Source organism: Actinomycetospora corticicola, assembly GCF_013409505.1.
Taxonomy (GTDB): Bacteria; Actinomycetota; Actinomycetes; order Mycobacteriales; family Pseudonocardiaceae; genus Actinomycetospora; species Actinomycetospora corticicola.
The window spans coordinates 5,115,956-5,139,423 of record NZ_JACCBN010000001.1; the positions used below are offsets into that span (position 1 = coordinate 5,115,956).

A 23,468-nucleotide genomic window follows, 5' to 3' on the forward strand; every position below is an offset into this window, starting at 1 on the left:
TGACATGCCGGACGAGACGCGGGAAGCCCCGCACCAGGTCGCGTGGTCGACCAAGGTGTGGGTCGGCGCGCTCATCGTCATCTCGAACGTCGTCGGCGCCGCGATTCTCGTCGGTCTGGCGGGGTGGGTGCTGCCCTTCCGGGCCCTGGTGGCCGACGAGACGACCGCGCTGCGCGCCAACCTCGTCCTGCTCGCCGTCTACGCGCCGGCGGCCGGCCTCGCCGCCTTCGCGTTCGGCTGGGCCTGGTTGCGCGTCCCCGACCCGCCCGGCCCGCACCCGAGCGAGGCGGACCTGGCCTGCCACCGGCAACGCGCGCGCCGCGTCGTGCTCCGGGCGCCGATCCGGCTCGCGGTGGTGCAGGCCGTGCCGTGGACGATCGGCGTGGCGCTGTTCGCGGTGGTCGACGCGACCTGGTCGCGGACGCTCGCCGTCGCGGTCGCCTGCATGATCGCGCTCGGCGGCATCGCGACCGTCACCGTCGCCTACCGCTTCTCCGAGCTGCTGCTGCGGCGTGAGGTCGCCCGCGTCTTCGTCCACGAGCCGCCGACCGAGAAGGGCCTGCCCGGGGTGGCGGTGCGCTCGCTCGGGGCGTGGGTGATGGGGACCGGGGTGCCCCTGCTCGGCGTCCTGATCACCGCGGGGACGTCGCTCGTCTACGCCGACTACTTCACCGTGCAGCGGCTCGGCCTCGTCGTCCTCGTGCTCGCGCTCGTCGCGCTCGGCGTCGGCTTCCTCGTGACCGTGCTGTCGTCCACCTCGATCGTCGCCTCGGTGACCGCCGTCCGCCGCGCGCTGCGCCGCGTCGAGCGGGGCGACCTGCAGACGCGGGTCGAGGTCTCCGACACGACCGAGCTCGGGCTCCTCCAGTCCGGCTTCAACACGATGGTCGCGGGCCTGCGCGAACGGGACCGGGTGCGGGAGCTGTTCGGCCGCCAGGTCGGCGAGGCCGTGGCGGAGGCCGCGGTGGCGGGGGACGTGGAGCTCGGCGGGGAGGTGCGCGAGGTCGCCGTGCTGTTCGTCGACCTCGTGGGCTCCACGGCGCTCGCCGCGACCCGGCCCCCGACGGAGGTCGTCGCCCGGCTCAACGTCTTCTTCTCCGAGGTCGTCGAGGGCGTGGAGCGCCACGGCGGCTGGGTGAACAAGTTCGAGGGCGACGCCGCGCTCGCGGTGTTCGGGGCCCCGCAGGAGCTCGACGACCCGGCCGCTCGGGCCCTGGCGGCGGCCCGGGAACTGGCCGACCGGCTCGAGCGCACCGGCGCCCACGCGGGCATCGGGGTGTCGGCCGGGGAGGCGGTCGCGGGCCACGTCGGGGACGCGCGGCGCTACGAGTACACCGTGATCGGCGACCCGGTGAACGAGGCCTCCCGGCTGTGCGACCTCGCCAAGCGCAGCCGCCGCTGGGGCGAGAGCGGGGACGCGGCGTGGCGCGGGGTCGTCGCGTCCGGGGCGGCGCTGGCGCGGGCCGGCGACGACGAGGCCCGGCGCTGGCTGGTGATCGGGGCCGAACGGCTGCGCGGCCGGACCGCCGACACCGACGTCGCCGTGCCCCGCGACCGATACGTCACGCCGTCCTTCGACGTCGTTCCCGCCACGAACGAGGTCACGCGCGGTTAAGGTCCCCGCTCGTGACGACGGCGGGGGCGGCACCGTCCGGGGGAACGCGGCCCGGCAGTCGGACGGAGCGCTTCGTCATCTGTGGGGAGAACCTGCTGACGCTCCGGATCGTGGAGGCGCTGCGGCGTCAGCGGGGTGACGGCACCGAGATCGTCGTCGTGGTCGCCGACCGCACCGGGCGCTACGTCGACCGGATCGAGGCCGCGCCCGGCGTGCGGGTGGTCGAGGGCGGACCCTCCGACGACGACCGCACCCTGCTCGCGGCCGGCGTCCGCGGCGCGACCGCGGTCGCCCTGGTCGACCGCGAGGACGTCACCAACATCCACCGGGCGCTGCGGGTGCAGGAGATCGACCCGTCGGTCCGGCTCGTGCTGCGGCTGTTCGACACCGGCCTGGCCGCCCGCATCGAGTCCATCCTCCCGACGGCGACGGTGCTCTCGGTCTCCGAGACCGCCGCGCCCGCGTTCGTCGCCCAGGCGATCGGGCGGTACACCCGCCAGCACGTCCGGGTCGGCGGTCGCGCCTTCGTGGTCGCGGGCCGGCACGAGGTGCGGGAGGCGGCCGTCGTCTGCGGGCTCGCCGCGAACTCCCAGACCGGGGCGGCCGGCGGTCCGCGACTCCTGCCCGACGACACCGACGACCGGGCCGACTACGTGCTCGCCCTCGCCGAGTCGCGGGCGCAGCGCCGGGACCAGCTGCGGCGACGGCGCTGGCGACAGGCGCTCGCGGACGTCGTCGGGCGGGCGATGACCCGGGTGCGGGGCACGCTGACGCGCCGGCTCGCGCGTGCGACGCTCGGGCTCGTCGTGCTGTTCCTGCTCGGCACCGCGGCCTTCGCGACCGTCGGCGGCTACTCCCTGGGCGACGCGATCTACCTCGCGGTCCTCGACTCCGCCGGCGCCGCGCAGCCCGACACCCAGGCGAGCCTCCCGGTCCGGGTGATCCAGGCCTGCGTCACCGTCGTCGGCATCGCGATCATCCCGCTGGTCACCGCCGTGGTGGTGGAGAGCGCGGTCAGCTCGCGGGCGGTGGAGCGCGGCGGGCGCCTGCCGCGCCGCGACCACGTCGTCGTGGTGGGGCTGGGCGACGTGGGGCAGCGCATCGTCACCGCCCTGCGCGACCGCGGCGTGCCGGTGGTGGCCGTGGACCGCGACGCCGACTCGCCGGGTGCGGCCGCCGCGGGCCGGTCGCGGGTGCCCGTGGTGCACGGCGACGCGAGCAGCGAGCAGGTGCTGCGGGCCGCGGGGGTGGAGCAGGCGCGGGCGCTGGTCGCGGTGACCACCGACGACGCCACCAACCTGCAGGCGGCCCTCGTGGCCCGCTCGGTGCAGCGGACGGTGCGGGTGGTGCTGCGGCTGCGCGACGACGACCTCGCGGCGCGGGTGGAGCGGAGCATGGACGCGATCTCGCGCAGCGTCTCCTACGTCGCGGCGCCGGTCTTCGCGGCGGCCCTGCGGGACGGCCAGGTGCTGGCCACCATCCCGGTCGGCCGCCGGATCCTGCTCATGGCGGAGGTGACCGTGGAGCGGGCGTCGCTGGTCACCGGGCTGCCGGTCGGGGTGCTCACCGACGTGGGCCAGGTCCGGGTGGTGGGCGTGTTCCGGGGCGCCGGTCCGGACGCGGTGCTGGAGATGCCGCCGCGGCCGCAGCGGGGGCTCAAGGTCGGCGACCGGCTCCTCGTCGTCGCCACCCGCGCCGGACTGGGCGCGGTGCTCGAGCGCTGCGCGTCCCGGTCCGCCGTCGCAGGATGACGCCATGATCCGCAACGTCGTGGTGGGTGTGGCGAAGGACGGCGTGACCGCCGAGCAGGTCGAGGAGGCGCTGCAGGCCCTGCGCGACCTGCGGGTCGAGGGCCTGGAGTTCGACCTGCTCGCCGGGCAGGACCGCGGGCTGCGTCCGGGCAACGCGTCCTACTGCCTCACCGTCGACTTCCCCGACGACGAGGCCTACCGCGTCTACGACGCGGACCCGGAGCACAACCGCATCCGGCAGGAACTGTTCGCGCCGATCTCGACGGAGATCCGGCGCATCCAGTTCGCGCTGCCGGACCACCACTGACGCGTGAGGGGAGCCCCCGAGCGCTCGTGTGGCTCGAAGGGTCCCCTCACGCGGGGCCGGGGCGGGAGCGTCAGGCGACGCCCTCGGGCGAGGCACCCGAGACCTGCACGCCGTCGGCGGTGATCTTCTCGATCTCGGCGACGTCCTCGGCGGACAGCTCGACGTCGACGGCCGCGAGGGAGCGCTCGATGTTGCGGTCGGAGCGGGCGCCGACGATCGCCACGTCGATGCCCTCCTGCGCGAGCACCCAGGCGATCGCGAGCTGCGAGACCTCGACGCCCTTGTCGGCGGCGAACGACTTGAGACGCTCGATCACGGCGAGGTTCTTCTCGAACTTCTCGCCCTGGAACGCCGAGGCCTGCGAGCGCCAGTCGGAGTCCTCGAACGTGGTCGAGGAGTCCATGGTGCCGGTCAGCAGCCCGGACCCGAGCGGGGAGTAGACCAGCGTGCCGATGTCGTTCTCGCGCACGTAGGGGAGGATCTTCTCCTCGATGCCACGGCGGAAGAGGTGGTACGGTGGCTGGAGCGTCTCGACGGGCCGGCGCCGGTCGAAGGCCGCCAACTGCTGCTCGTCGTAGTTCGACACGCCGACGTGGCGGATCTTGCCCTCGTCGACGAGTTCCTGCAGGTAGCCGGCGGTGTCCTCGAACGGCGTGTCGGTGTCCGGCCAGTGGATCTGGTAGAGGTCGATGTGGTCGATCTTCATCGCCTTCAGGCTCGACTCGACGCCGGAGCGGAGGTACTCGCGGCTGGAGTCGCGGGGCCGGTCGGTGCCGGGGTTGATCCCGCCCTTGGTCGCGATGACCACGGAGTCGCGGTTCGAGTCGAGCTCGCTGCGCAGGGCGTTCGCGAGGACCTCCTCGGACTCGCCGAACCCGTAGGCCTGGGCGGTGTCGAAGAAGTTCACCCCGAGGTCGAGGGCGTGGCGGATCGCGCGCTGGGCCTGGTCCGCGTCGTAGGAGCCCCACTCGCCCGACACCTGCCACGTCCCGAACGCGATCCGGGACACCTCGAGCTCCGTCTTGCCGAGCCTCGTCGTCTTCATGCTCCTCGGCTACCCCGGGGCCCGTGGCGCGATACGGGGACGTATCGGGCAGGGGCGCCCCGGCACCGGCGATCTTCGGCACAGTACGACGACGTGCGCATCCTCGTGGCCGCCCTCGGTTCGCCCGGGCACGCCTTCCCCCTCGTGCCGCTGACGGCCGCCCTGCAGGACGCCGGGCACGAGGTCACCTTCGCCACCGGGCCGGACGTCGCGCCGACGATCGCGACGGCGGGCGTGCCCACCCTCGCCGTCGGGCGGCCGTTGTTCGACGTGTTCCGCGAGGTCATGGTGGCGCGGGGGATGACCGGACCGCCCACCTCGACGCAGGGCACCCGGGAGATCGCGGGCGAGGTGTTCGGCGCGGCGATGCCGCGGCAGTACGCCCCGGCGCTGCGCGACCACCTGGCCGAGCACCCCGTGGACCTGGTGATCGCCGAGACCGGCGCGCCCGGGGCGGCCCTCGCCGCGCACGCCACCGGCACCCCGTGCGTGCTGCACTCCTTCGGGCGCCGCCCGGTCCCCGTCGCCCCCTTCGCCGTGCGGGCGCGGGAACCGCTGGCGCGGGTCGCGGCGGAGGTCGGGATCGAGGTCGCCGTCGACGCCCCGCTCGGCCACGCCTACCTCGACGTGTGCCCGCCGTCGATGCAGGACCCGGAGACCGCGGGGACCCTGACGGGCCTCGCCGAGCTGCCGCTGCGGCCCACCGGGTGGAACCCGCCGACCCCCGACTTCGTCCTCCGCCGCCGACCGGGGACCCGCTGGGTGCTGCTCACCCTCGGGACGGCGTTCGGCGATGCGGGTGTGCTCCGCGCGGCGGTCGAGGGCCTCGCGGCGCCGGACCTCGACGTGCTCGTCGCCACCGGCTCGGTGGACGCGGGCGAGCTCGCCGACCTCGACCGCGACGGCGTCCAGGTCGAGCCGTTCGTGCCGCAGGCCGAGCTGCTCCGGTCCGACGACCGGCCCGCCGTCGTGGTCCACCACGGCGGCAGCGGCACCACGCTCTCCTGCGCCGGAGCGGGGGTGCCCCAGCTGTTCCTGCCGCAGGGCGCGGACCAGTTCTTCAACGCCGCCGCCGTCGTGGCGACGGGCGCGGGCCGGCAGCTCCTCGGGCCCGAGGCGACCCCACCCGGCGTCCGGAAGGCCGTGCGGGAGCTGCTCGACGACGGGCCGGAGCGGGCCTCCGCCCGCGCGCTGGCGGCGGAGGTCGCCGCGATCCCCTCGCCGGCCGACGTGGCCGCGGAGGTGGAGGCCTGGGGCCGGCCGGCTCAGCCGGCGATGTAGGCCTCGAGCTGGGTGCGGTGCGCCTCGAGCATGTCGAGCCGGGTCGCGACCACGTCGCCGATGCTGACGATCCCCGTCAGCTTCCCGTCCTCGAGCACGGGGAGGTGGCGGATGCGGCGCTCGGTCATGATCGCGCCGAGGGAGTCCACCTCGTCGTCGGGACCGCAGGTGGTGACGGGGGCGGTCATGATCGAGGCGACGGTGTCGGTGAGCACGGCCCGGCCCCGGTGGTGGAGGTGCCGGACGACGTCGCGCTCGGACACCATCCCGACGACGCCGCCCGCGTCGTCGACGACGACGGCGGCCCCGACGCCGCGGGCGGCCAGCGCCGCGAGCAGGCTCGGCACGGGCGTGGTCGGCTCCACCGTCAGCACCCCGGCGGGCTTGGCCTTCAGGACGTCCCGGATGCGCATCGTCGACTCCCTCGTCCGGCGAATGGTGTGACGACGATCGCATGTCCGCTTCGGTGCGGAAAGGCTCCCGACGGGCGTTCCTGCACGGTCACGGCGCGTGCGGGCGGCGGTTAGGGTCGGTCCTCCGGGCCGGCACGATCAGGAGGACTTGCAGGCGATGGTCGGGATCGTGGAGGTCAGCCCGCGCGACGGGCTGCAGAACGAGAAGACGCTGCTCGAGACCGACGCCAAGGTCGACCTGATCACCCAGGCGATCGCCGCGGGCGTCACGCGCATCGAGTCGTGCTCGTTCGTGCACCCGAAGCTCGTCCCGGCCATGGCCGACGCGGAGGCCGTGATGGAGCGGGTGCCGCGGCCCGCGGGCGTCTCGCACATCGGTCTCGTGCTGAACCGGCGCGGCTTCGACCGGGCGGTCTCGGCGGGCGTCGACGAGGTCAACGTGGTGGTGCCGGCCTCCGACACGTTCTCGGAGCGCAACCAGAACTCCACCACCGACGCACTCACCGCGGTCGCCGAGGAGGTCTGCGCCGAGGCGGCGTCGACCGGCCTGCCGGCGACCGTCACGATTGCCACGTCGTTCGGCTGCCCCTTCGAGGGGGAGGTCGACCCGGACCGTGTGGTGGAGGTCGCGCGCCGGTCCGCGGCGGCGGGGGCGAAGGAGATCGCGATCGCCGACACCATCGGGGTCGGGGTGCCCACGCAGGTGCGGACGCTGCTCGACGGGGTGCGGTCGGTGGCGCCCGACGTCGTCCTGCGGGCGCACTTCCACAACACCCGGAACACCGGGTTCGCCAACGCCGTCGCCGCGTACGAGGCGGGCGTGGCCTGGCTCGACTCGTCCAACGGCGGCATCGGCGGCTGCCCGTTCGCCCCGGCCGCGACCGGCAACATCGCCACCGAGGACCTCGTGTACCTGCTGGAGCGGATGGGCGTGCCGACGGGGCTCGACCTGGAGAAGCTGATCCCGATCGCGGGCTTCCTGTCCGACCAGCTCGGCTACCGGGTGCCCGCACTGCTGCCGCGCGCGGGGACGTTCCCCGGGTAGGACCGCGGTCCGTCGGGAAGGATGGGCGGCATGTCCGAGACCCCGGCCGACACCGCCGCCGCGCCCGACCCGCTCGACACGAACACCGCCGGAAGCGCCTGGCTGCAGCGGGCCTACACCCTCACCGGGCCCGACGACGCCCGCGAGCTCTACGACGAGTGGGCCGCGACCTACGACGACGAGCTGACGGGCGAGGCGCAGGGCTACGTCGGCCCGGAGCTGGCCGCCCGCACGGTGGTCGAGGCGGCCGGGGTCGAGGGCGAGATCCTCGACGCCGGGTGCGGCACCGGCCTCGTGGGCGTGGCGCTGGCCGACGCGGGTGCGCGTCGGATCGACGGCGTCGACCTGTCCCCGGGGATGCTCGCCCGGGCGAAGGCCACCGGGGCGTACCGGCGGCTCGCCCCGGCCGACCTGTCGCGGCCCCTGCCGAGCCCGGCCGACGCCTACGACGTGGTGGTCTGCGTCGGCACCCTCACCCACGGCCACGTGGGCCCGGGCGCGTTCGGCGAGTTCGTCCGGCTGACCCGGCCGGGCGGGACGATCGTCGCGACGGTGCTCGACGACATCTGGGACGCCGGCGGCTACCGCGCCGAGGTGGACCGGCTGGCCCAGATGGCGCTGGTCGAGATCGTGTCCACCGACGTCGTCGACTACCGGCGGGCCGCCGACGTCGGCGCGCGCATGGTGGTGCTCCGGGTGGCGTAGTCCCCGGAACGAACGAGCGGCACTTTCGCGCACATAGATGCTGCGAACGTGCCGCTCGTTCGGGACGGCGGTGTGGCGATCAGCCCAGGGCGCTGGTCAGGTCGGCGCCGGTCTTCTCGCGCACCTCGTCCTCGGTGACGCCGTCGGCGAGCTCGCGGAGCACGAGGCCGGAGTCGGTGACGTCGATGACCGCGATGTCGGTGATGATCCGCTGGACGACGCCCTCACCGGTCAGGGGCAGGTCGCACTTCTCCACGATCTTGTGCGAGCCGTCCTTGGCGACGTGCTCCATGAGCACGATGACGGTCTTGGCGCCGTGGACCAGGTCCATCGCGCCGCCCATGCCCTTGACCATCTTGCCGGGGATCATCCAGTTGGCGATGTCGCCGGTCTGGGAGACCTGCATGGCGCCGAGGATCGCGGTGTCGACCTTGCCGCCGCGGATCATCCCGAACGAGAGCGCCGAGTCGAAGAAGCTCGCCCCGGGCAACGTCGTGACGGTCTCCTTGCCGGCGTTGATGAGGTCCGGGTCGACGTCGGCGTCGTAGGGGTACGGACCGACGCCGAGCAGGCCGTTCTCGGAGTGCAGCGAGATGCCGACGCCGTCGGGGACGTAGTTCGGCACGAGGGTGGGCAGGCCGATGCCGAGGTTGACGTAGGAGCCGTCGTGGAGCTCCTGCGCCGCCCGGGCGGCCATCTGCTCGCGGGTGAGGCTCATCGGTTCATCGTCTCCTGCGTCGTGCGCTTCTCGATGTGCTTGCGGCCGACCTCGTCGGGCGTCAGCTCGACGACGCGGTGGACGAAGATGCCGGGCAGGTGGACCTCGTCGGGGTCGATCTCGCCGGGCTCGACGAGCTGCTCGACCTCGGCGATCGCGACCCGGCCCGCCATCGCGCACAGCGGGTTGAAGTTCCGCGCGGACTTGTTGAACACGAGGTTGCCGTGCCGGTCGCCCTTGGCGGCGCGCACGATGCCGTAGTCGATGTCCAGCGCCGTCTCGAGCACGTGGGCCTTGCGCCGGCGGGTGCCGTCGGCGTCGGTGACCTCGAACTCGCGGACCTCCTTGGCCGGGGAGGTGATGGTGATGTTGCCGTCGGCGTCGTAGCGCCACGGCAGGCCGCCCTCGGCGATCATCGTGCCGACCCCGGCGGGGGTGTAGAAGGCCGGGACGCCGGTGCCCGCGGCGCGCAGCCGCTCGGCCAGCGTGCCCTGCGGGTTGAGCTCGACCTCGATCTCCCCGCCGAGGTACTGGCGGGCGAACTCCTTGTTCTCGCCGATGTAGGAGGCCACCACGCGGGAGATGCGGTGCTGCTCGAGCAGCACGCCCAGGCCCCAGCCGTCGACGCCGCAGTTGTTCGAGGCGACCTTGAGGTCGGTCGCGTCGGTGCGGTTGAGCGCGTCGATCAGCACGATCGGCACCCCGGACAGGCCGAAGCCGCCGACGGCGAGCGAGGAGCCGGAGCCGATGTCGGCCACCGCCTCGTCGGCGCTCGCGACCACCTTGTCGATCTCGCTCATACAGAACCTTTCAGATGCTCGGCCAGCAGGGGGGTGACGATCTCGGGCCGCTGGTAGGACGCCAGGTGAGCGGCGTCCGCGACGACCTCGAAGCGGGCGCCGGGGATGCCGTCGGCGAGGACCTGCCCGTGCTCGGGCGGGGTCGCGGGGTCCTGCTCCCCGGAGATCACCAGGGTCGGCGCGGCGATGTCCGCGAGGCGCGCCCGCGAGTCCCAGGCGGCGATCGCGTCGCAGCAGGACGCGTAGCCCTCGGCCGGCGTCGCGGCGATCATCTCGCGCATCGCGTTCCGGACGGCGGGTGCGGCCGCGGCGTAGTCCTCGGTGAACCACCGCGCGACCACAGCATCGGCGATCGCCCCCGCGCCGCCGGCGCGCACCGTCGCCGCGCGCTCCTGCCACGGGTCGGGGTCGCCGAAGCGGGCGGAGGTGCAGACCAGGGCGAGGCTCGCGACCCGCTCGGGGGCCCGCAGCGCGACCGCCTGGCTGATCGCGCCGCCGAGGGACACCCCGGCGAAGGACGCGCGGGAGACCTCGAACCCGTCGAGGGTCTCGAGGACGTCGCCCGCGAGCTCGTCCACGGTGTAGGGCCCGTCCGGGACCGGCGAGCCGCCGTGGCCCCGGGTGTCCATCGTGATCACCCGCAGGTCGGCGGCCAGGTCCCGCCGCTGCGGCGCCCACATGTCGACGGTGGAGCCGAGCGAGCACAGCAGGACGAGGACCGGGGCCTCCCGGGGGCCCTCGTCGGTCACGTGGAGACGCACGCCGCCACCCTTCCGTACCGGGCGATGTGTGCCCATGGGACTTCCGGCCACCGGCAGTGTGCGCTCCTCACAGGTCCAGCTTGGAGGGGTGCCGGGTCAGGGCCGTCACCTCGATGTCCATGTAGGGGAACAGGGGGAGGCTGGAGAGCAGCTCGTGGAGCTCGTCGCCGGACTCCACGTCGAACCGGCTGTAGTTGGCGTAGCGGCCGACCACGCGCCACAGCTCGGGCCACTTCCCGGCCTGCTGGATCTCGTGGGCCCGCGCGCGCTCCCGCGCCCGCAGGTCGTCGGCCACGTCCTGCGGCATGTCGTGGGGCAGGCGGACGTCCATCCGGACGAGGAACTGCACGGTGACTCCCAGGTCGACGGTGTGGCTTTCCTGCCACTGGATGACAGCAACGACGCGTCGCTGCCAGGAGGGGGGCTAGTGGTCGATGCGGTAGTGGGCGAGCTTGTCGGGGTCGATCGTGGCGCCCAGGCCGGGGACCTGCCGGGCGGCGAGCCGGCCGTCGGTGATCACCGGCGGTTCGGCGAGGACGTCGTCGGTCATGAGCAGGAAGTTGGTGACCTCGACGGGGTGGCGGGCGAGCGCGGCGAGGCCGCAGCCCAGGGCCGCCGACGCCACGGTGTTGACCATGCCGTCGATCTGGTTGCCGATCATCGTGGTGACGCCCAGGCCCTCGCAGAGCCCGACGATCTTCGCCGACTCGGTGAAGCCCGTGCGGGCGACCTTGACGCTGATCGACTGCGAGTCGCCGTCGAGCAGCGAGCGGGCGACGCCGCCGAGGGTGATCGTGGACTCGTCGCCGACGACGGGGATGGGCGAGGCGGCCACGATGCGGCGGCGGCCGAGGACGTCGTCGGCGGGGTTCGGCTCCTCGAGCATCGTCACGCCGTGGTCGGCGAGGCGGCGGGCCGCGATGACGGCGGTGTCGGCGTCCCACCCGCGGTTGGCGTCGGCGTAGAGCTCGACGTGGTCGCCGAGCTCGGCCCGCAGCGCGCGCACGGCGGCCAGGTCCACGCCCAGCTCCCGGCCCACCTTGACCTTGAACGCCTCGACGCCGTGCTCGTCGCGCATCTCCGCGGCGTCGGCGACCATCTCCTTCGGCGTGCCCAGGCCGATCATGTGGGCGACGCGGACCTCGTCGGCGGCGTGGCCGAGCAGCACGTGCACCGGCTGGCCGCAGGCCTGGCCCACGAGGTCCCAGAGTGCGGTGTCGACCGCGCCCTTCGCGGCGTTGTTCGCGACCGTGCGGTTCAGGTCCGCGCGGATGCGCTCGCGGGCGAACGGGTCGGCGCCGACGAGGACGGGCGCGAACAGGTCCCGGACGGTGGCGACGACGGAGGCGGCGGTCTCGCCGTAGGTGTAGGGCCGCGGCGGGGCCTCGCCGACCCCGACGAGCCCGTCGTCGGTGGTGAGCCGCACCAGCACGTGGTCGGCGGCGGTCACCCGGCCGCTGGCGAAGGCGAAGGGCCGGCGGTACGGGACCGCGAGGGGGATGGCCTCGACGGAGGTGATCTTCATGGTCGGTGCTCCTCCAGGAGGACGGTGAGCGCCCGCGCGAGGGCGGGGGAGGGGTCGTCGGAGCGCCAGGCGAGGGCGACGTCGGTGGTCACGCCGGTGTGGGCGAGGGGCCGGAACCGCACGCCCTCGACGGTCACGGCGAGCACGGACTCCGGCAGGAGCGCGACCCCGAGGCCGGCCGCGACGAGCGCGAGCACGGTCGAGGTCTGGCCGGCCTCGTGGGTGTGCCGCGGGACGAAGCCGGCGGCGCGGCAGGCCCGGTCGGCCGCCGCGCCGACCACCGAGCCCGGGGCGGCGTAGACGACGAAGTCGGCGTCGGCGAGGTCCGCGAGGTCCACCGGACCGTCGTCGGCCGCACCACCCGACGTCGGGACGGGTTCGGCCAGGACGAGGCCCTCGCGGGCCAGGAGGTGCGTCCGCAGGCTCTCGTCGCGGACCGGGGGCCGGAGGACGGCGAGGTCGATGCGGTGGTCGGCGAGGGCCGCCTCGAGATCCGGCGTCAGGAGTTCGGTGCGGAAGGTCAGGGCGAGCCCGGGCAGGTGCTCCGAGAGGCGCCGGACCAGCCCGGGGACGTGCCGGTAGGTCGCGAGACCGGTGGCGCCGACCCGCAGCGAGCCGAGGTCGCCCGCGGCCACCCGCGACACCTGGTCGCGGGCGGCCGAGACGGACTCGAGGATGCGCACGGCCTCCGGCAGCAGCGCCTCGCCGGCGGGCGTGAGGTCGACCCGGCGCGTGGTCCGCTCGAAGAGCGGGGCGCCGAGGTGCGACTCCAGCTGCCGGATGGCCTGCGAGAGCGGCGACTGGGCGATGTGCAGCTGCTCGGCCGCCCGCCCGAAGTGCCGCGTCCGCGCCACCGTGACGAAGTAGCGCAGCTGCCGGAGGTCCAAGGTCGGCGCTACTCCGGCGCCAGCACGAAGTCCCGGTCGGACCGGATCTCGTCGCCGTTCCCGGTCGGCTGTGGGTCGAGCGTCAGCTCCGGCTTGTCGGCGGAGGCGACGTCGTTGCCGAGGTAGGGGTCGCCGGTGAAGAACAGCTGGGTGGTGAGCGTCCGGTGGCCGGGCGCGGTGACCAGCAGGTGGATGTGGGCGGGACGCCAGGGGCTCCAGCCGGCCGCGAGGGTCATCTGCCCGGTCGGCCCGTCGAGCGGGATCGTGTAGGGCGCCGGCTTGCGGGTGTGGATCTCGTAGCGGCCCTGGTCGTCGGCGGTGACCACGCCGCGCAGGTTCCCGGCCGGCGGCTTCGAGGCGAAGCCGGAGTACCAGCCCTCCTCGTCGGTGTGCCAGATGTCGACCTTCGCGCCGGCCAGCGGCGTGCCGTCGGTGCTGGTCACCTGGCCCGCGAGGATCATCGGGGTGCCGGGCTCGTCGTCGCGCATGGGCAGGGTGGCGGGCGAGTCGAGCTGGGCCTGCCCGTCGAGCCAGAACGGGCCGAGGATGGTGCCGACCGAGCCGTCCTGGGTCTCGGCCGCGACCTTCTCGACCTCGAACTCGAGGTAGACGTCGAGGAACAGCGGCCACTCGCCGGTGTCGGAGACGCTGATCAGCCAGCGCTTGAAGGCGTCGAACTCCTCGTAGGTGACCTTCTGCTCGCGGATCGCGGCGCGGATGCCCTCGAGGGCGGCGCCGACGACGGCGGAGACGCGGGCGGGGTCGGCCTGGCCGCCGCCGGTGCGGAAGGTGGCCGCGCCGGAGCGGGCGATGTCGGTGGCGTGCGACCCGGCGGTGACGGCGTCGGAGACGGACTGGTCCTCGGTGGTGGTCATGCGGCGTCCTTCGTGGTGGGTGCGGCGGTGCCGGAGGTGGCGGAGTACTCGTGGACCCAGGCGTTGGCGTCGAGGTAGCCCTCGAAGCGCGCGTCGCGCGCCTTCAGGCCGTCGACGTCGTCGTCGGGCAGGTGCAGCAGCGTCCCGGTGTCCCAGGCGCTCGTGGAGACGGCGCGGGTGCGGGCCCGGCGCCGTCGGGGGTAGTCGGCGAGGGCCCCGTCGACGTCACCGTCGGCGTCGCCCGCGGCGAGCAGGTCGGCGAGCACGACCGCGTCCTCGATCGACTGGTTCGCGCCCTGGCCGTGGTGGGGGAGCATCGCGTGGCAGGCGTCGCCGATCAGGGCGACCCGGTCCCGGGTCCACCGGGTCAGGTGCGGCTGGGAGAGCAGCGGCCAGCGCGGGCTCTGCGGCACCGCGGCCAGCATCTCGACGACGGCGGGGTGCCAGCCGGCGAAGGCGGCGAGGAGCTCGCCGTCGGGAACCTCCTGGTTGCCCCCGTCCCAGCGCTCCGGCCCGCAGAGCACGGCGAAGAAGTTGACGGTGTCGTCGTCGCGCTCGACGCCGCCGAGGGCGTAGTGCAGCAGGTGGGCGTCGGGGCCGGCCCAGAACTGGATGGCCAGGGGATCGGGCAGCGACGGCAGCGCCGAGCGGGGCACGAGCCCACGGAAGGCGCTGGTGCCGGAGTAGACCGGTCCGGACCCGGGGGCGACGTACTCGCGGACGACCGAGTGCACGCCGTCGGCGCCGACGACGACGTCCGCGGTGACGGTGGAGCCGTCCGCGAACGTGATCGAGCGCCCGTCGTCGCCGATGCCGGAGACCGACCGCGAGAGGTGCAGGTGCTCGTGGCCGAACGCCCCGGCCAGGGTCTGCTGCAGGTCGACGCGGTGGATGCCCCAGTAGGGCGCCCCGAAGCGGCGCCGGTAGTCCTCGCCACCGGGGTGGGCGGCGATCCGCTCCCCCGAGCGGCCGTCGCGGTAGATCAGCGCGGTCGGCATCGTCGAGACGCGGTCGAGGGCGTCCCCGAGGCGCCGACCCCCCGTCGCTCCGCTCGCCTCGCCGAGCCGGTACAGCTCGCGGCTCCCGTTCGCCGACAGCGCCACGGCGGCGCCGACCTCGCGCAGCTCGTCGGCGCGCTCGTAGAGGTCGACCTCGATCCCCCGCGCCCGCAGCGCGAGCCCGAGGGTCAGGCCGCCGATGCCGGCGCCGACGACGGCAACTCTCATGAGACCGCCTTCAGGAACGCGTCGGTCAGCTCGCCGGGGCGGGTGAAGTTGGCCTCGTGGCTGCCCGGGGCCTCGATCGCGGTGACGCCGAGCCGCTCCGGGAAGCGGGTCCAGCCGTACTCGCCGGGCGGCAGGGCGACGTCGTCGACGGACAGCACGTAGCTGCTCGGCACGTCGAGGTCGAAGAAGGGCTTCTGGTTCGGCGCCTCCGAGAAGGTGCCCATCGGCTGCGGGGCGAGCAGGCCGAACACGGCGCGCTGGGCGTCCTCGGTCGCGTCCTGCATGAAGGCGCCCTGCCAGACCTCGAAGGGCAGCGAGACGGTGTTCGCGTCGCCGCTGGCGGCGGCCTGGGCGGTGAACAGCTCGGCGTAGTGCGGGGGTACCGCGTCCATGAGCGACTCGCCGTCGTGCGGGACGAAGGCGCTCCAGAAGACGTTCCGCTTCAGACGCGGGGCGATCCGGGGCGCGGTGCTGCAGACCACGTAGCCGCCCCAGCTGTGCCCGAGCAGCGTCACGTCCTGCAGGTCCTCGCGCTCGACGAGGTCGACCACGGCGTCGGCGCAGTCGGTGAGCGTGATGCCGCGGGGGTCGTCGCCGAGGTCGAGCCCCGGCAGCGTCGGGGTGTACACCCGGTGCCCGGCCGCTCGCAGCTTCGTGGCCACGGGCCGCCAGCTCCAGCCGCCGTGCCAGGCCCCGGTGATCAGGACGAAGGTCTCCACGCTGAAACGCCTCCCGTCGTCGGACTCTCCGTGTCAGCGTGACACGCATCATCCCGGAGGAGAAAGCACTGAATAGCGCACGATTGAGATACCGAGCATCTGAGTAGGGGAACGGTTGACCCGCCGTCGGAAATCCGTCTAGCTTCACCTGAACTACTCGGTACAGGAAAAGAGGACGTCGTGGTCCGCATCCGCACGACCCACGTCGGGAGCCTGCCCCGCCCGACCGCCCTGCTCGACCTGCTCGCCGACCCGCAGGCCGATCCGGCCGCGCGGGAGGCCGCGACCCGCGACGCCGTCGCCGGGATCGTCGCGGTGCAGCGGGAGCACGGGATCGACGTCGTCACCGACGGCGAGATGGGCAAGCTCGGTTTCTTCAGCTACGTCACCGAGCGGCTCGGCGGACTGGAGCGCCGGCCGGGCGCGGAGACGGTGTACAGCTTCGCGGCCGAGCAGGAGGCCTTCCCGGAGTACTACGAGCGGTACTTCGACCAGGCGATGATGGGCGGCACGGTCGGGACGATCGAGCCGGTCGTGTGCACCGGGCCGCTGGTCTACCGCGGCGAGGACGCCTTGCGGCGGGACCTGGACAACCTCGCCGCCGTGGTCGACCCGGCGGAGGCCTTCGTCCCGTCCATCGCCCCGAGCGGTGTCGGCGTGAACGAGTACTACGACACCGAGGAGGCCTACTACTTCGCGGTCGCGGACGCGCTGCACACCGAGTACCGGGCGATCGTCGACGCCGGCTTCACGCTCCAGGTGGACGATCCGTTCCTCACCGAGATCTTCAGCTTCCACGGGTACGACGAGGCCGAGCGCGACCGGCGCGGCCGCATGTACGTGGAGGCGGTCAACCACGCGCTGCGCGGCATCCCACCGGAGCGGGTCCGCTTCCACACCTGCTATTCGATCAACGAGGGGCCGCGGGTGTTCGACGTCCCGCTGGCCGACGTGATCGACCTCGTGCTCGCGGTGAACGCCCGCTACGTGTCGTTCGAGGCCGCGAACCCGCGCCACGAGCACGAGTACCACCTGTGGGAGACCGTGGCCCTGCCCGAGGACAAGGTGCTCGTACCCGGCGTGATCACGCACGCCTCGAATATCGTCGAGCACCCCGAGCTGATCGCCGAGAGACTCGAGCGCTTCGCCCGTCTCGTCGGCCCCGAGCGGGTCATGGCCGGGGCAGACTGCGGGTTCTCCTCCCAGGCCACCTACCGCCCGGAGGTCGACCCGCGCGTGATGTGGGCGAAGTTCGACGCGATGGCGGAAGGCGCCCGGCTGGTCAGCGCGCGGCTCGGAGTCCGGTGAGCGCGAGGTCGACCACGGTCGTGGTCGGTGTGGAGCGCCCGGCCAGGTGGTCGGCGTAGAGGGTCCCGACGACGAGGCTGGTCGCGGCCTCGACGTCGAGATCGGGCCGGAGGTCGCCCCGCTCGACCCCGGCGGAGAGGACCGCGGCGAACAGCGCGCGGCGCGGGAGCAGGGTGTTCTCCCGCACGATGTCGAGCAGGGCCCCGTCGCTGTCGGTGAGGCAGGTGCCCAGGATGCCCATCGCGTTCACCGCCTCGTACTGCGCGCGCATCGCCTCCAGCAGGGCGACCAGATCGGTGCGGACGTCGCCGGTGGGCTCAGGGACGTCCCCGAGCCGCAGGTGGGCCAGCGCCGCCCCGACCAGCGCGTTCTTGGTTCGCCAGCGCGTGTAGACGGTGACCTTCGAGACGCCCGCGGTCGCGGCCACCCGGTCCATCGAGGTCCCCGCGACGCCGTGTGCCGCGAGCAGGCGCACCGTCGCGTCGAGCACGGCCGCGTCCTTGCTGCGGTCCTTCGGACGGCCGCGGCGGGACGGCGCGGGCGACACGGGCTCCATGGGCCCGGAGCGTACGGAGGCGGACATGGCCAGCCCTGCCGAGAACGCCTAGCGTGATCTCCGCACGTGGGACACGGCGAGACCTGGAGGACGCATGCCGAGCACGGACCCGACGACGATGCGGTCGGTCCTGGGGCACTTCCCGTCCGGCGTGACGATCGTGACCGGGATCGTGGACGGCGAGCCCGCCGGCTTCACCTGCCAGTCCTTCTCGTCCCTGTCGCTCGACCCGCCGCTCGTGCTGATCCTCCCGGGGCGCAACTCGTCGTCCTGGCCGAAGATCGAGGGGACGGGGCAGTTCTGCGTGAACGTGCTCGCCGAGGACCAGGGCGGACTGTCGACGCAGTTCGCGAAGTCGGGCACCGACAAGTTCGCAGGCGTCGAGTGGACCCCCGCCCCCGTGTCCGGCTCCCCGGTCCTCGCCGGGGCGACGGCCTGGATCGACTGCACCCTGGACGCCTCGCACGACGGCGGCGACCACCTCATCGTCGTCGGGGCCGTGCTGGCGCTGGAGACGGCGGAACTGCCGCCGCTGGTGTTCCACCGCGGCGCCTACGCGCGGACCCACGCGGCGCTGTAGACCCCGTCGGCCCCTTGACGGTCCTCCGGGCGTTCGCTCGGATGGCCCGACCATGACCGTCCGCCTCGACCACCTCGCCCTCGCCGCGCACGACGCGCAGGAGTCCGCCCGCTTCCTCGCCGAGATCCTCGATCTCCCGGAGCCGCGGTCGGCGCCGCCCTTCATCGCCGTCGACGTCGACGACACGCTGACCATCGACTTCGCGGTGCCGCCGGTCGAGTTCCCCGGCCAGCACGTCGCCTTCCACCTCTCCGACGACGAGTTCGACGCCGTCCGGGCGCGCCTCGAGGCGCGGGGCATCACCTACTGGCCCGGGCCCGGCTACCGGGAGCCGAACACGATCAACGAGAACCACGGCGGGCGCGGGCTCTACTTCGACGACCCGGGCGGGCACCACTTCGAGATCCTCACGGCCCGGTACGAGGGCAGCCCGGGGCGTGAGACCTTCCTGGCCGTCAGACCCTGCGCAGCCGGATCGGCCCCTTCGCGGTCGAGGGGTCGACGACGTGGCCCTGCTGCGTGATCTCGATGGTCCCGGCGTCGACCAGCCGTCGGGCCGCGCGACGGGCGGGTTCCATGAGGTCGCGCCAGGCGTCGCCGCCCACCTGCTTCGCCGCCTCGGACGGGCAGATCGTCTTCCCGGCTGCGCGCCGGTCCAGCAGCTCGACGATCGAGGTCTCCAGGGCGCGGTCGGTGTCGTTCGGCTTGTGCCGACGGCAGGCGTCGGAGCAGTAGCGCACGTTCTCCCAGTCGCGGGCCCACTTCTTGCGCCACTCGATGCGCCGTCCACAGGTCGCGCAGGTCTTGTCCTCCACGCTCTCCGGTGTACCCGCTGCCACCCGGTGCCAGGTGGCTCTGCCGGGAACGACCCGGCGTCGGGAAGGGTCTCCGCCGTGCACCGCTTCACCCAGGTCGACGTCTTCACCGACGAGCTCTTCACCGGCAACCCGGTCGCGGTCGTCCACGACGCCGACGACCTCACCGACGCGCAGATGGCTGCGATCGCCTCGTGGACGAACCTGTCGGAGACGACGTTCCTGCTGCGCCCCACGCAGCCCGGCGCGGACTACCGGCTGCGCATCTTCACGCCGCGCCGCGAGCTGCCGTTCGCGGGTCACCCGACGCTGGGCTCCGCCCGCGCGTGGCTGGAGGCGGGAGGCGTCCCCCACGACGGGGCCGGTCCGGTCCAGGAGTGCGGCGCGGGTCTCGTACGGGTGCGGGCCGCGCAGCGGTTGTCCTTCGAGGCGCCGCCGCTGGTGCGGTCGGGCCCGGTCGACGCCGCGGACCTCACCGTGCTGACGGCGGGTCTCGGCGTGGACGACGTGGTCGACGCGGCGTGGGTGGACAACGGTCCCGGCTGGGTCGCGGTGCTGCTGCGGGACGCCGCGACGGTCCTGTCCCTGGAACCCGACCTGCGGGCTCTCGGCGCGAGCGACGTCAGCCGGGCGGTCGGGGTGGTCGGCCCGCACCCGGCGGGATCCGACGTGATGTTCGAGGTGCGGGCGTTCGTGCCGGCGTTGGGGGTCGGCGAGGACCCGGTGACGGGCTCGCTCAACGCCGGACTCGCGCAGTGGCTGGTGCCGGCCGGGCACGCCCCGTCGTCGTACGTGGCGGCGCAGGGCACGGTGCTCGGGCGGAAGGGGCGGATCCACGTCGAGCACCGCGGCGAGCAGGTGCTGGTCGGCGGCGACACCGTCGTCGGGGTGGCCGGGACGATCGCGGTCTGAGGCGGCGAGTGCGGCGCAGTGCGCCACCGCTGACGCACTCCGCCGCACTCGCGCGTCACCGCTCCAGCGCGAGGACCACCACCCTGCGCACCGACCCGTCCCGGAGCTCCTTCGCCGGGTCGACCCGGTCCGCCACGAACCCCGCCCGCCGCGCGACCGCGAGCGATGCGAGGTTGGCGGGCTCGACCGTCAGCTCCAGGCGCCCGCAATCGCGCTCCGCGAAGCTCCACGCCGCCATCGTCGCGAGCGCGTCCGAGGTCCACCCCCGCCCGCGGGCCGCCGGCGCACACCAGTAGCCGATCTCGCCGACCCCCTCGCGCACGAACAGCAGCGCCATGCTCCCGGCCACCCGACCGGGCTCGGCGAGGCCCTCCACGCAGAACGACGCCCCGCCGTCGGCCTCGACGTCGTGCACGTAGTGGGCCAGGAACCAGTCGGCGTCCTCCCGGCGGTAGGGGGAGGGCACCGTCGTGAAGCGCTGCACGTCGACGTCCTGGCACGCGCGGAAGATGGCCTCGGCGTCGTCGTCGCGCCACGGCCGGAGTCGGGTCAGCACGCCCAGCAGCACGGTCACGGGTCCATCATCGCCGCGTGCGCATCCGAGACCTGGCGCCCGCGGAGCACGATGCCGCCATCGCCCTGTGGCACGCGGCCGGGCTCACGCGTCCCTGGAACGACCCGCGCTCCGACCTCGACCGCGCCCTCGCCGGCCCGTCGTCGACGGTGCTCGTCGCCCTTCCCGACGGCGGGGCGGGTCTGCTCGGGACGGTGATGGTCGGCCACGACGGGCACCGCGGCTGGGTGTACTACCTGGCGGCGGTCGAGCGCGGCCGCGGCGTCGGACGGGCCCTGGTGGCGGCCGCCGAGACCTGGCTCGCTGCCCACGTCCCGAAGGTGCAGCTGATGGTGCGCGCCGGGAACGAGGGGGCGGCGGCCTTCTACGCGCGGCTCGGGTACGAGCGCTCGGAAGTCACCGTGTGGCAGCGGGTGATCCGCGACGACCCCACGTGCCCGCCGCCGACGACGCTCCTAGGGTGACGCGCGTGAAGTTCCCGATCCTGCGGCGTGTCCTGCGCGGTCTGGTCGGGCTGCCGCGTCCGTTCAAGCGTGCGATCGCCGGGCGACGTGTCGAGCTCGACGGCCAGGTCCTCGACCTCGACGTCCAGATGATCATCAAGCTCATCTCCCTCGCCGCGAACCCGGGCGAGGATCCACCGCTGTCCGACCAGCGCCGGCTCACCGACGAGGCCGCGACCGGCCTCGCCGAGATCACGCGCGGGGTGGTCAGCCGGTCGGTGACGATCCCGGTGCCGACCGGACCCTCCCGGGACGCTCCGGGCACGCTCGACGCCCGCCTCTACGAACCGGTCGACGTCGCCGGTGCCACGGCGGGTCTGCTCGTCTTCTTCCACGGCGGCGGGTTCGCGCTCGGCAGCATCGTCTCCGGTGATCCGCTCTGCCGCGCCCTCGCGCAGCAGGCCGGTGCCCGCGTGCTGTCCGTCGAGTACCGCCTGGCCCCGGAACACCCGTTCCCGGCCGGGCTCGCCGACGCCGTCGCGGCCCTGCGGTACGTCCTCGCGCACCGCACGGAGTTCCGGGCGGGAGCGGTCGCGGTCGGCGGCGACTCGGCGGGCGCCAACCTCGCCCTCACCGCCGCCCACCAGCTCGCGCGCCGCGGGGAGACCTCGGCGGAGTTCGTCCTCGCGCTCTACCCCGTCACCGACGCGGGACGGCAGGGCGGCTCCCGCGAGCTGTTCAGCGTCGGCTTCGGGCTGCGGACCCAGGACGTGGAGTGGTTCGAGGGCCTCTACCTCCCCGAGGGGCTCGACCCGATCCGGCCGACCGCGCTGCTCGAGGCCGACGACCTCGCCCTCATGCCCCCGAGCTACGTCGCCACCGCGGGCTTCGATCCCCTCCGCGACGAGGGCGAGGAGCTCGTGACGGCGTTGCGGGCGGTCGGCGTCCCCGTCGTCGCCCGCCGCTTCCCCGGACTCGTGCACGGCTACGCGGGCTTCGCGGGGCTCATCCCGGCCGCCCGGGACGCGGTGCTCGACGCCGCTTCGGCCCTGCGCGCGGGCATCGCCCTGACCGGACCCCACGCGTCGTCGGGAATGGCCCTGGACACGCCGGGCGTGGCGGACCGTGGCGCGGGTATCTCCTGAACATGGCGGGCCCCGTGAAGGAAACGATCTCCATCGCCGCGCCGGTGTCGACGGTCGTCGGCATCGTCGCCGACCTCGAGAACCCCGATCGCTGGGCGAACGAGGCCAAGGGCGCGGAGGTGCAGGCCCGCGGCGACGACGGGCGGCCGACCCGCATCCAGGTGACGCTCGGGGCCATCGGCTTCAGCACGGCGGCGATCTACGACGTCGCCTACACCGACTCCTCGGTGACGCTGACCTGCTCCGGTGACGGCGGGCGGCTCATCCGGGAGAGCACGATCAGCTACGAGGCGGCCGAATCCGGAGACGGCACCGAGCTGACGATGACCTCCACGATGGAGGTCACCGTCCCGGTGCCCGAGTGGGGCCTCGAGCGGGCGATGGGCCGCTCGGCCCGCAAGAACCTGGCGTCCGTGAAGAAGGACGCCGAGGGCTAGCCGTACTAGCGGCGCAGGGCACCCATCATCGCCGTCGGGTAGCGGTCGCCGGTCGCGACGCCGAGCGGGGCCGCCTCGTCGAGGGTGGCCAGCTCGTCGGCGGTGAGTGTCACGTCCGTCGCCGAGACGTTCTCCTCGAGGTACCCGCGGCGCTTGGTGCCCGGGATCGGCACCACGCCGGACGGGATCTGCTGCGCGAGCACCCAGGCCAGCGCGAGCACCGTCGTCGGGACGCCCTTCGACGCGGCGATCTCCTCGACGCGCTCGAGGACCCGGAGGTTGGCCTGCAGGGCGTCCCCGGAGAACCGCGGTGCGTTGCGCCGCCAGTCGCCCTCGGGCAGGTCGTCGACGCTGCGGATGGCCCCGGACAGGAACCCGCGCCCAAGCGGGCTGTAGGGCACGAACCCGATGCCGAGCTCTCGGCAGACATCGAGCACGCCGTCGTCCTCGACCTCGCGGGTGAACAGCGAGTACTCGGTCTGGACGGCACTGAGCGGCGCGACGGCGTGGGCGCGCCGGATCGTGTCCGGTGCCGCCTCGGAGATGCCGAGGTAGCGGACCTTCCCGGCGTCGACGAGCTCGCCGAGCGCTCCCCAGGTGTCCTCGATCGGCACGGTCGGGTCGACACGGTGCTGGTAGTAGAGGTCGACGTGGTCGGTCCCCAGCCGCTGCAGCGAGGCGTCGATCGCCTGCCGCAGGTACTCCGGGGACCCGTCGACGCGCCCGGCGGGCTTCCCGTCCGGGGCGACGGCGTTGCCGAACTTGGTGGCGATCTGCACCTCGTCGCGGTGGGCCCGCAGCTCGCGCCCGAGGAGTTCCTCGTTGGTGCGGGGGCCGTAGATGTCCGCGGTGTCGAAGAAGGTGACACCGAGCTCGAGCGCCCGGGCGATCGTCGCGCGGGACTCGGCGTCGTCCCGGCCGCCGTAGGCGTAGGTCATGCCCATGCACCCGAGCCCGAGTGCGGAGACGGTGAGGCCCTGGGATCCGAGTGGTCGTTGCTCCATGCCCGCAGGGTGCCTTCGGCC

The 23,468-nt window shown here is 73.8% G+C and carries 28 protein-coding genes; 13 read left to right on the forward strand and 15 right to left on the reverse strand.

Annotated elements, in window-relative coordinates; genetic code table 11:
- Positions 1-4: 4 nt before the first annotated feature.
- The 3 genes from BJ983_RS24850 to BJ983_RS24860 are packed head-to-tail and all read left to right on the forward strand — an operon-like array spanning position 5 to position 3,673.
- Positions 5-1,615, forward strand: coding sequence for an adenylate/guanylate cyclase domain-containing protein (locus BJ983_RS24850; RefSeq protein ID WP_179796259.1), 1,611 nt, complete (start codon positions 5-7; stop codon positions 1,613-1,615).
- Between the two features lie 11 nt (positions 1,616-1,626).
- Positions 1,627-3,366: an NAD-binding protein gene (locus BJ983_RS32550; protein ID WP_179796260.1), complete on the forward strand. Its 1,740-nt coding sequence runs from the start codon at positions 1,627-1,629 to the stop codon at positions 3,364-3,366.
- A 4-nt stretch (positions 3,367-3,370) separates the two neighbouring features.
- Entirely contained in the window at positions 3,371-3,673 is a 303-nt protein-coding gene (locus BJ983_RS24860) for a Dabb family protein (RefSeq protein WP_179796261.1), read from the forward strand.
- Between the two features lie 70 nt (positions 3,674-3,743).
- On the opposite strand, the gene BJ983_RS24865 is transcribed toward BJ983_RS24860, so the two are convergent.
- On the reverse strand, positions 3,744-4,718 hold the full coding sequence (locus tag BJ983_RS24865; RefSeq protein ID WP_179796262.1) for an aldo/keto reductase: 975 nt from the start codon (positions 4,716-4,718) through the stop codon (positions 3,744-3,746).
- 93 nt (positions 4,719-4,811) lie between these two features.
- Here BJ983_RS24865 and BJ983_RS32555 point away from each other — a divergent pair, with 93 nt between their 5' ends.
- Complete coding sequence (locus BJ983_RS32555) at positions 4,812-5,999, forward strand: nucleotide disphospho-sugar-binding domain-containing protein (protein WP_179796263.1); 1,188 nt, start codon at positions 4,812-4,814, stop codon at positions 5,997-5,999.
- Here the strand turns inward: BJ983_RS32555 and BJ983_RS24875 are convergent.
- Entirely contained in the window at positions 5,984-6,412 is a 429-nt protein-coding gene (locus BJ983_RS24875) for a CBS domain-containing protein (protein WP_179796264.1), read from the reverse strand. The genes BJ983_RS32555 and BJ983_RS24875 overlap by 16 nt on opposite strands.
- Before the next feature lie 157 nt (positions 6,413-6,569).
- Between BJ983_RS24875 and BJ983_RS24880 the strand changes: the two genes are divergently transcribed.
- Positions 6,570-7,457: a hydroxymethylglutaryl-CoA lyase gene (locus BJ983_RS24880; RefSeq protein WP_179796265.1), complete on the forward strand. Its 888-nt coding sequence runs from the start codon at positions 6,570-6,572 to the stop codon at positions 7,455-7,457.
- 30 nt (positions 7,458-7,487) lie between these two features.
- Positions 7,488-8,162, forward strand: a complete 675-nt coding sequence (locus tag BJ983_RS24885; RefSeq protein ID WP_179796266.1) for a class I SAM-dependent DNA methyltransferase — start codon at positions 7,488-7,490, stop codon at positions 8,160-8,162.
- A 79-nt stretch (positions 8,163-8,241) separates the two neighbouring features.
- Here the strand turns inward: BJ983_RS24885 and BJ983_RS24890 are convergent, their stop codons facing one another.
- From BJ983_RS24890 to BJ983_RS24930, 9 genes are all read right to left on the reverse strand, one after another.
- Positions 8,242-8,880, reverse strand: a complete 639-nt coding sequence (locus BJ983_RS24890) for a CoA transferase subunit B (RefSeq protein ID WP_179796267.1) — start codon at positions 8,878-8,880, stop codon at positions 8,242-8,244.
- A complete protein-coding gene (locus BJ983_RS24895; protein WP_218890460.1) occupies positions 8,877-9,680 on the reverse strand; it encodes a CoA transferase subunit A in 804 nt (267 codons plus the stop codon). Before BJ983_RS24895 ends, BJ983_RS24890 begins: the two co-directional genes overlap by 4 nt.
- Positions 9,677-10,441 carry a 3-oxoadipate enol-lactonase gene (gene pcaD / locus BJ983_RS24900; protein ID WP_343054343.1) on the reverse strand — a complete coding sequence of 255 codons (765 nt, stop codon included), beginning with the start codon at positions 10,439-10,441 and terminating at the stop codon, positions 9,677-9,679. The genes BJ983_RS24895 and pcaD overlap by 4 nt, the downstream gene beginning before the upstream one ends.
- 67 nt (positions 10,442-10,508) lie before the next feature.
- Positions 10,509-10,790 (reverse strand): muconolactone Delta-isomerase, encoded by a 282-nt coding sequence (catC, locus tag BJ983_RS24905; RefSeq protein WP_179796269.1) that lies wholly within the window; start codon positions 10,788-10,790, stop codon positions 10,509-10,511.
- Positions 10,791-10,865: 75 nt separating this feature from the next.
- Positions 10,866-11,966, reverse strand: coding sequence for a mandelate racemase/muconate lactonizing enzyme family protein (locus BJ983_RS24910; RefSeq protein ID WP_179796270.1), 1,101 nt, complete (start codon positions 11,964-11,966; stop codon positions 10,866-10,868).
- Positions 11,963-12,853, reverse strand: a complete 891-nt coding sequence (locus BJ983_RS24915; RefSeq protein WP_179796271.1) for a LysR family transcriptional regulator — start codon at positions 12,851-12,853, stop codon at positions 11,963-11,965. The genes BJ983_RS24910 and BJ983_RS24915 overlap by 4 nt, the downstream gene beginning before the upstream one ends.
- A gap of 8 nt (positions 12,854-12,861) precedes the next feature.
- The gene (locus tag BJ983_RS24920; RefSeq protein ID WP_179796272.1) at positions 12,862-13,728 is read right to left on the reverse strand and encodes a dioxygenase family protein; all 867 of its coding nucleotides are present in this window, start codon (positions 13,726-13,728) and stop codon (positions 12,862-12,864) included.
- The gene (locus BJ983_RS24925; protein WP_179796273.1) at positions 13,725-14,954 is read right to left on the reverse strand and encodes an FAD-dependent monooxygenase; all 1,230 of its coding nucleotides are present in this window, start codon (positions 14,952-14,954) and stop codon (positions 13,725-13,727) included. The genes BJ983_RS24920 and BJ983_RS24925 overlap by 4 nt, the downstream gene beginning before the upstream one ends.
- Complete coding sequence (locus BJ983_RS24930) at positions 14,951-15,673, reverse strand: alpha/beta fold hydrolase (protein ID WP_179796274.1); 723 nt, start codon at positions 15,671-15,673, stop codon at positions 14,951-14,953. Before BJ983_RS24930 ends, BJ983_RS24925 begins: the two co-directional genes overlap by 4 nt.
- Positions 15,674-15,853: 180 nt before the next feature.
- Between BJ983_RS24930 and BJ983_RS24935 the strand changes: the two genes are divergently transcribed.
- Positions 15,854-16,981 (forward strand): cobalamin-independent methionine synthase II family protein, encoded by a 1,128-nt coding sequence (locus tag BJ983_RS24935; RefSeq protein ID WP_179796275.1) that lies wholly within the window; start codon positions 15,854-15,856, stop codon positions 16,979-16,981.
- Here BJ983_RS24935 and BJ983_RS24940 read toward each other — a convergent pair.
- The gene (locus BJ983_RS24940) at positions 16,956-17,537 is read right to left on the reverse strand and encodes a TetR/AcrR family transcriptional regulator (RefSeq protein WP_179796276.1); all 582 of its coding nucleotides are present in this window, start codon (positions 17,535-17,537) and stop codon (positions 16,956-16,958) included. The two genes, BJ983_RS24935 and BJ983_RS24940, sit on opposite strands and share 26 nt — an antisense overlap.
- Before the next feature lie 94 nt (positions 17,538-17,631).
- Here BJ983_RS24940 and BJ983_RS24945 point away from each other — a divergent pair, with 94 nt between their 5' ends.
- Positions 17,632-18,117, forward strand: a complete 486-nt coding sequence (locus tag BJ983_RS24945) for a flavin reductase family protein (RefSeq protein ID WP_179796277.1) — start codon at positions 17,632-17,634, stop codon at positions 18,115-18,117.
- 52 nt (positions 18,118-18,169) lie between these two features.
- Positions 18,170-18,640, forward strand: coding sequence for a VOC family protein (locus BJ983_RS24950; RefSeq protein WP_179796278.1), 471 nt, complete (start codon positions 18,170-18,172; stop codon positions 18,638-18,640).
- Here BJ983_RS24950 and BJ983_RS24955 read toward each other — a convergent pair.
- Entirely contained in the window at positions 18,573-18,932 is a 360-nt protein-coding gene (locus BJ983_RS24955; RefSeq protein ID WP_179796279.1) for a DUF3253 domain-containing protein, read from the reverse strand. The genes BJ983_RS24950 and BJ983_RS24955 overlap by 68 nt on opposite strands.
- 78 nt (positions 18,933-19,010) lie before the next feature.
- On the opposite strand from BJ983_RS24955, the gene BJ983_RS24960 reads away from it, so the two are divergent.
- Entirely contained in the window at positions 19,011-19,844 is an 834-nt protein-coding gene (locus BJ983_RS24960; protein ID WP_179796280.1) for a PhzF family phenazine biosynthesis isomerase, read from the forward strand.
- Positions 19,845-19,899: 55 nt separating this feature from the next.
- Here the strand turns inward: BJ983_RS24960 and BJ983_RS24965 are convergent, their stop codons facing one another.
- Positions 19,900-20,418: a GNAT family N-acetyltransferase gene (locus BJ983_RS24965; RefSeq protein WP_179796281.1), complete on the reverse strand. Its 519-nt coding sequence runs from the start codon at positions 20,416-20,418 to the stop codon at positions 19,900-19,902.
- A 17-nt stretch (positions 20,419-20,435) separates the two neighbouring features.
- On the opposite strand from BJ983_RS24965, the gene BJ983_RS24970 reads away from it, so the two are divergent.
- Genes BJ983_RS24970 through BJ983_RS24980 form a run of 3 tightly spaced genes read left to right on the forward strand, consistent with a single transcriptional unit; the run spans position 20,436 to position 22,443 of the window.
- Positions 20,436-20,882 (forward strand): GNAT family acetyltransferase, encoded by a 447-nt coding sequence (locus BJ983_RS24970; protein ID WP_179796282.1) that lies wholly within the window; start codon positions 20,436-20,438, stop codon positions 20,880-20,882.
- A 5-nt stretch (positions 20,883-20,887) separates the two neighbouring features.
- The gene (locus BJ983_RS24975) at positions 20,888-22,006 is read left to right on the forward strand and encodes an alpha/beta hydrolase fold domain-containing protein (protein ID WP_179796283.1); all 1,119 of its coding nucleotides are present in this window, start codon (positions 20,888-20,890) and stop codon (positions 22,004-22,006) included.
- A 2-nt stretch (positions 22,007-22,008) separates the two neighbouring features.
- Positions 22,009-22,443 (forward strand): SRPBCC family protein, encoded by a 435-nt coding sequence (locus BJ983_RS24980; protein ID WP_179796284.1) that lies wholly within the window; start codon positions 22,009-22,011, stop codon positions 22,441-22,443.
- 5 nt (positions 22,444-22,448) lie between these two features.
- On the opposite strand, the gene BJ983_RS24985 is transcribed toward BJ983_RS24980, so the two are convergent.
- Entirely contained in the window at positions 22,449-23,447 is a 999-nt protein-coding gene (locus tag BJ983_RS24985) for an aldo/keto reductase (RefSeq protein WP_179796285.1), read from the reverse strand.
- Between the last annotated feature and the right edge of the window lie 21 nt (positions 23,448-23,468).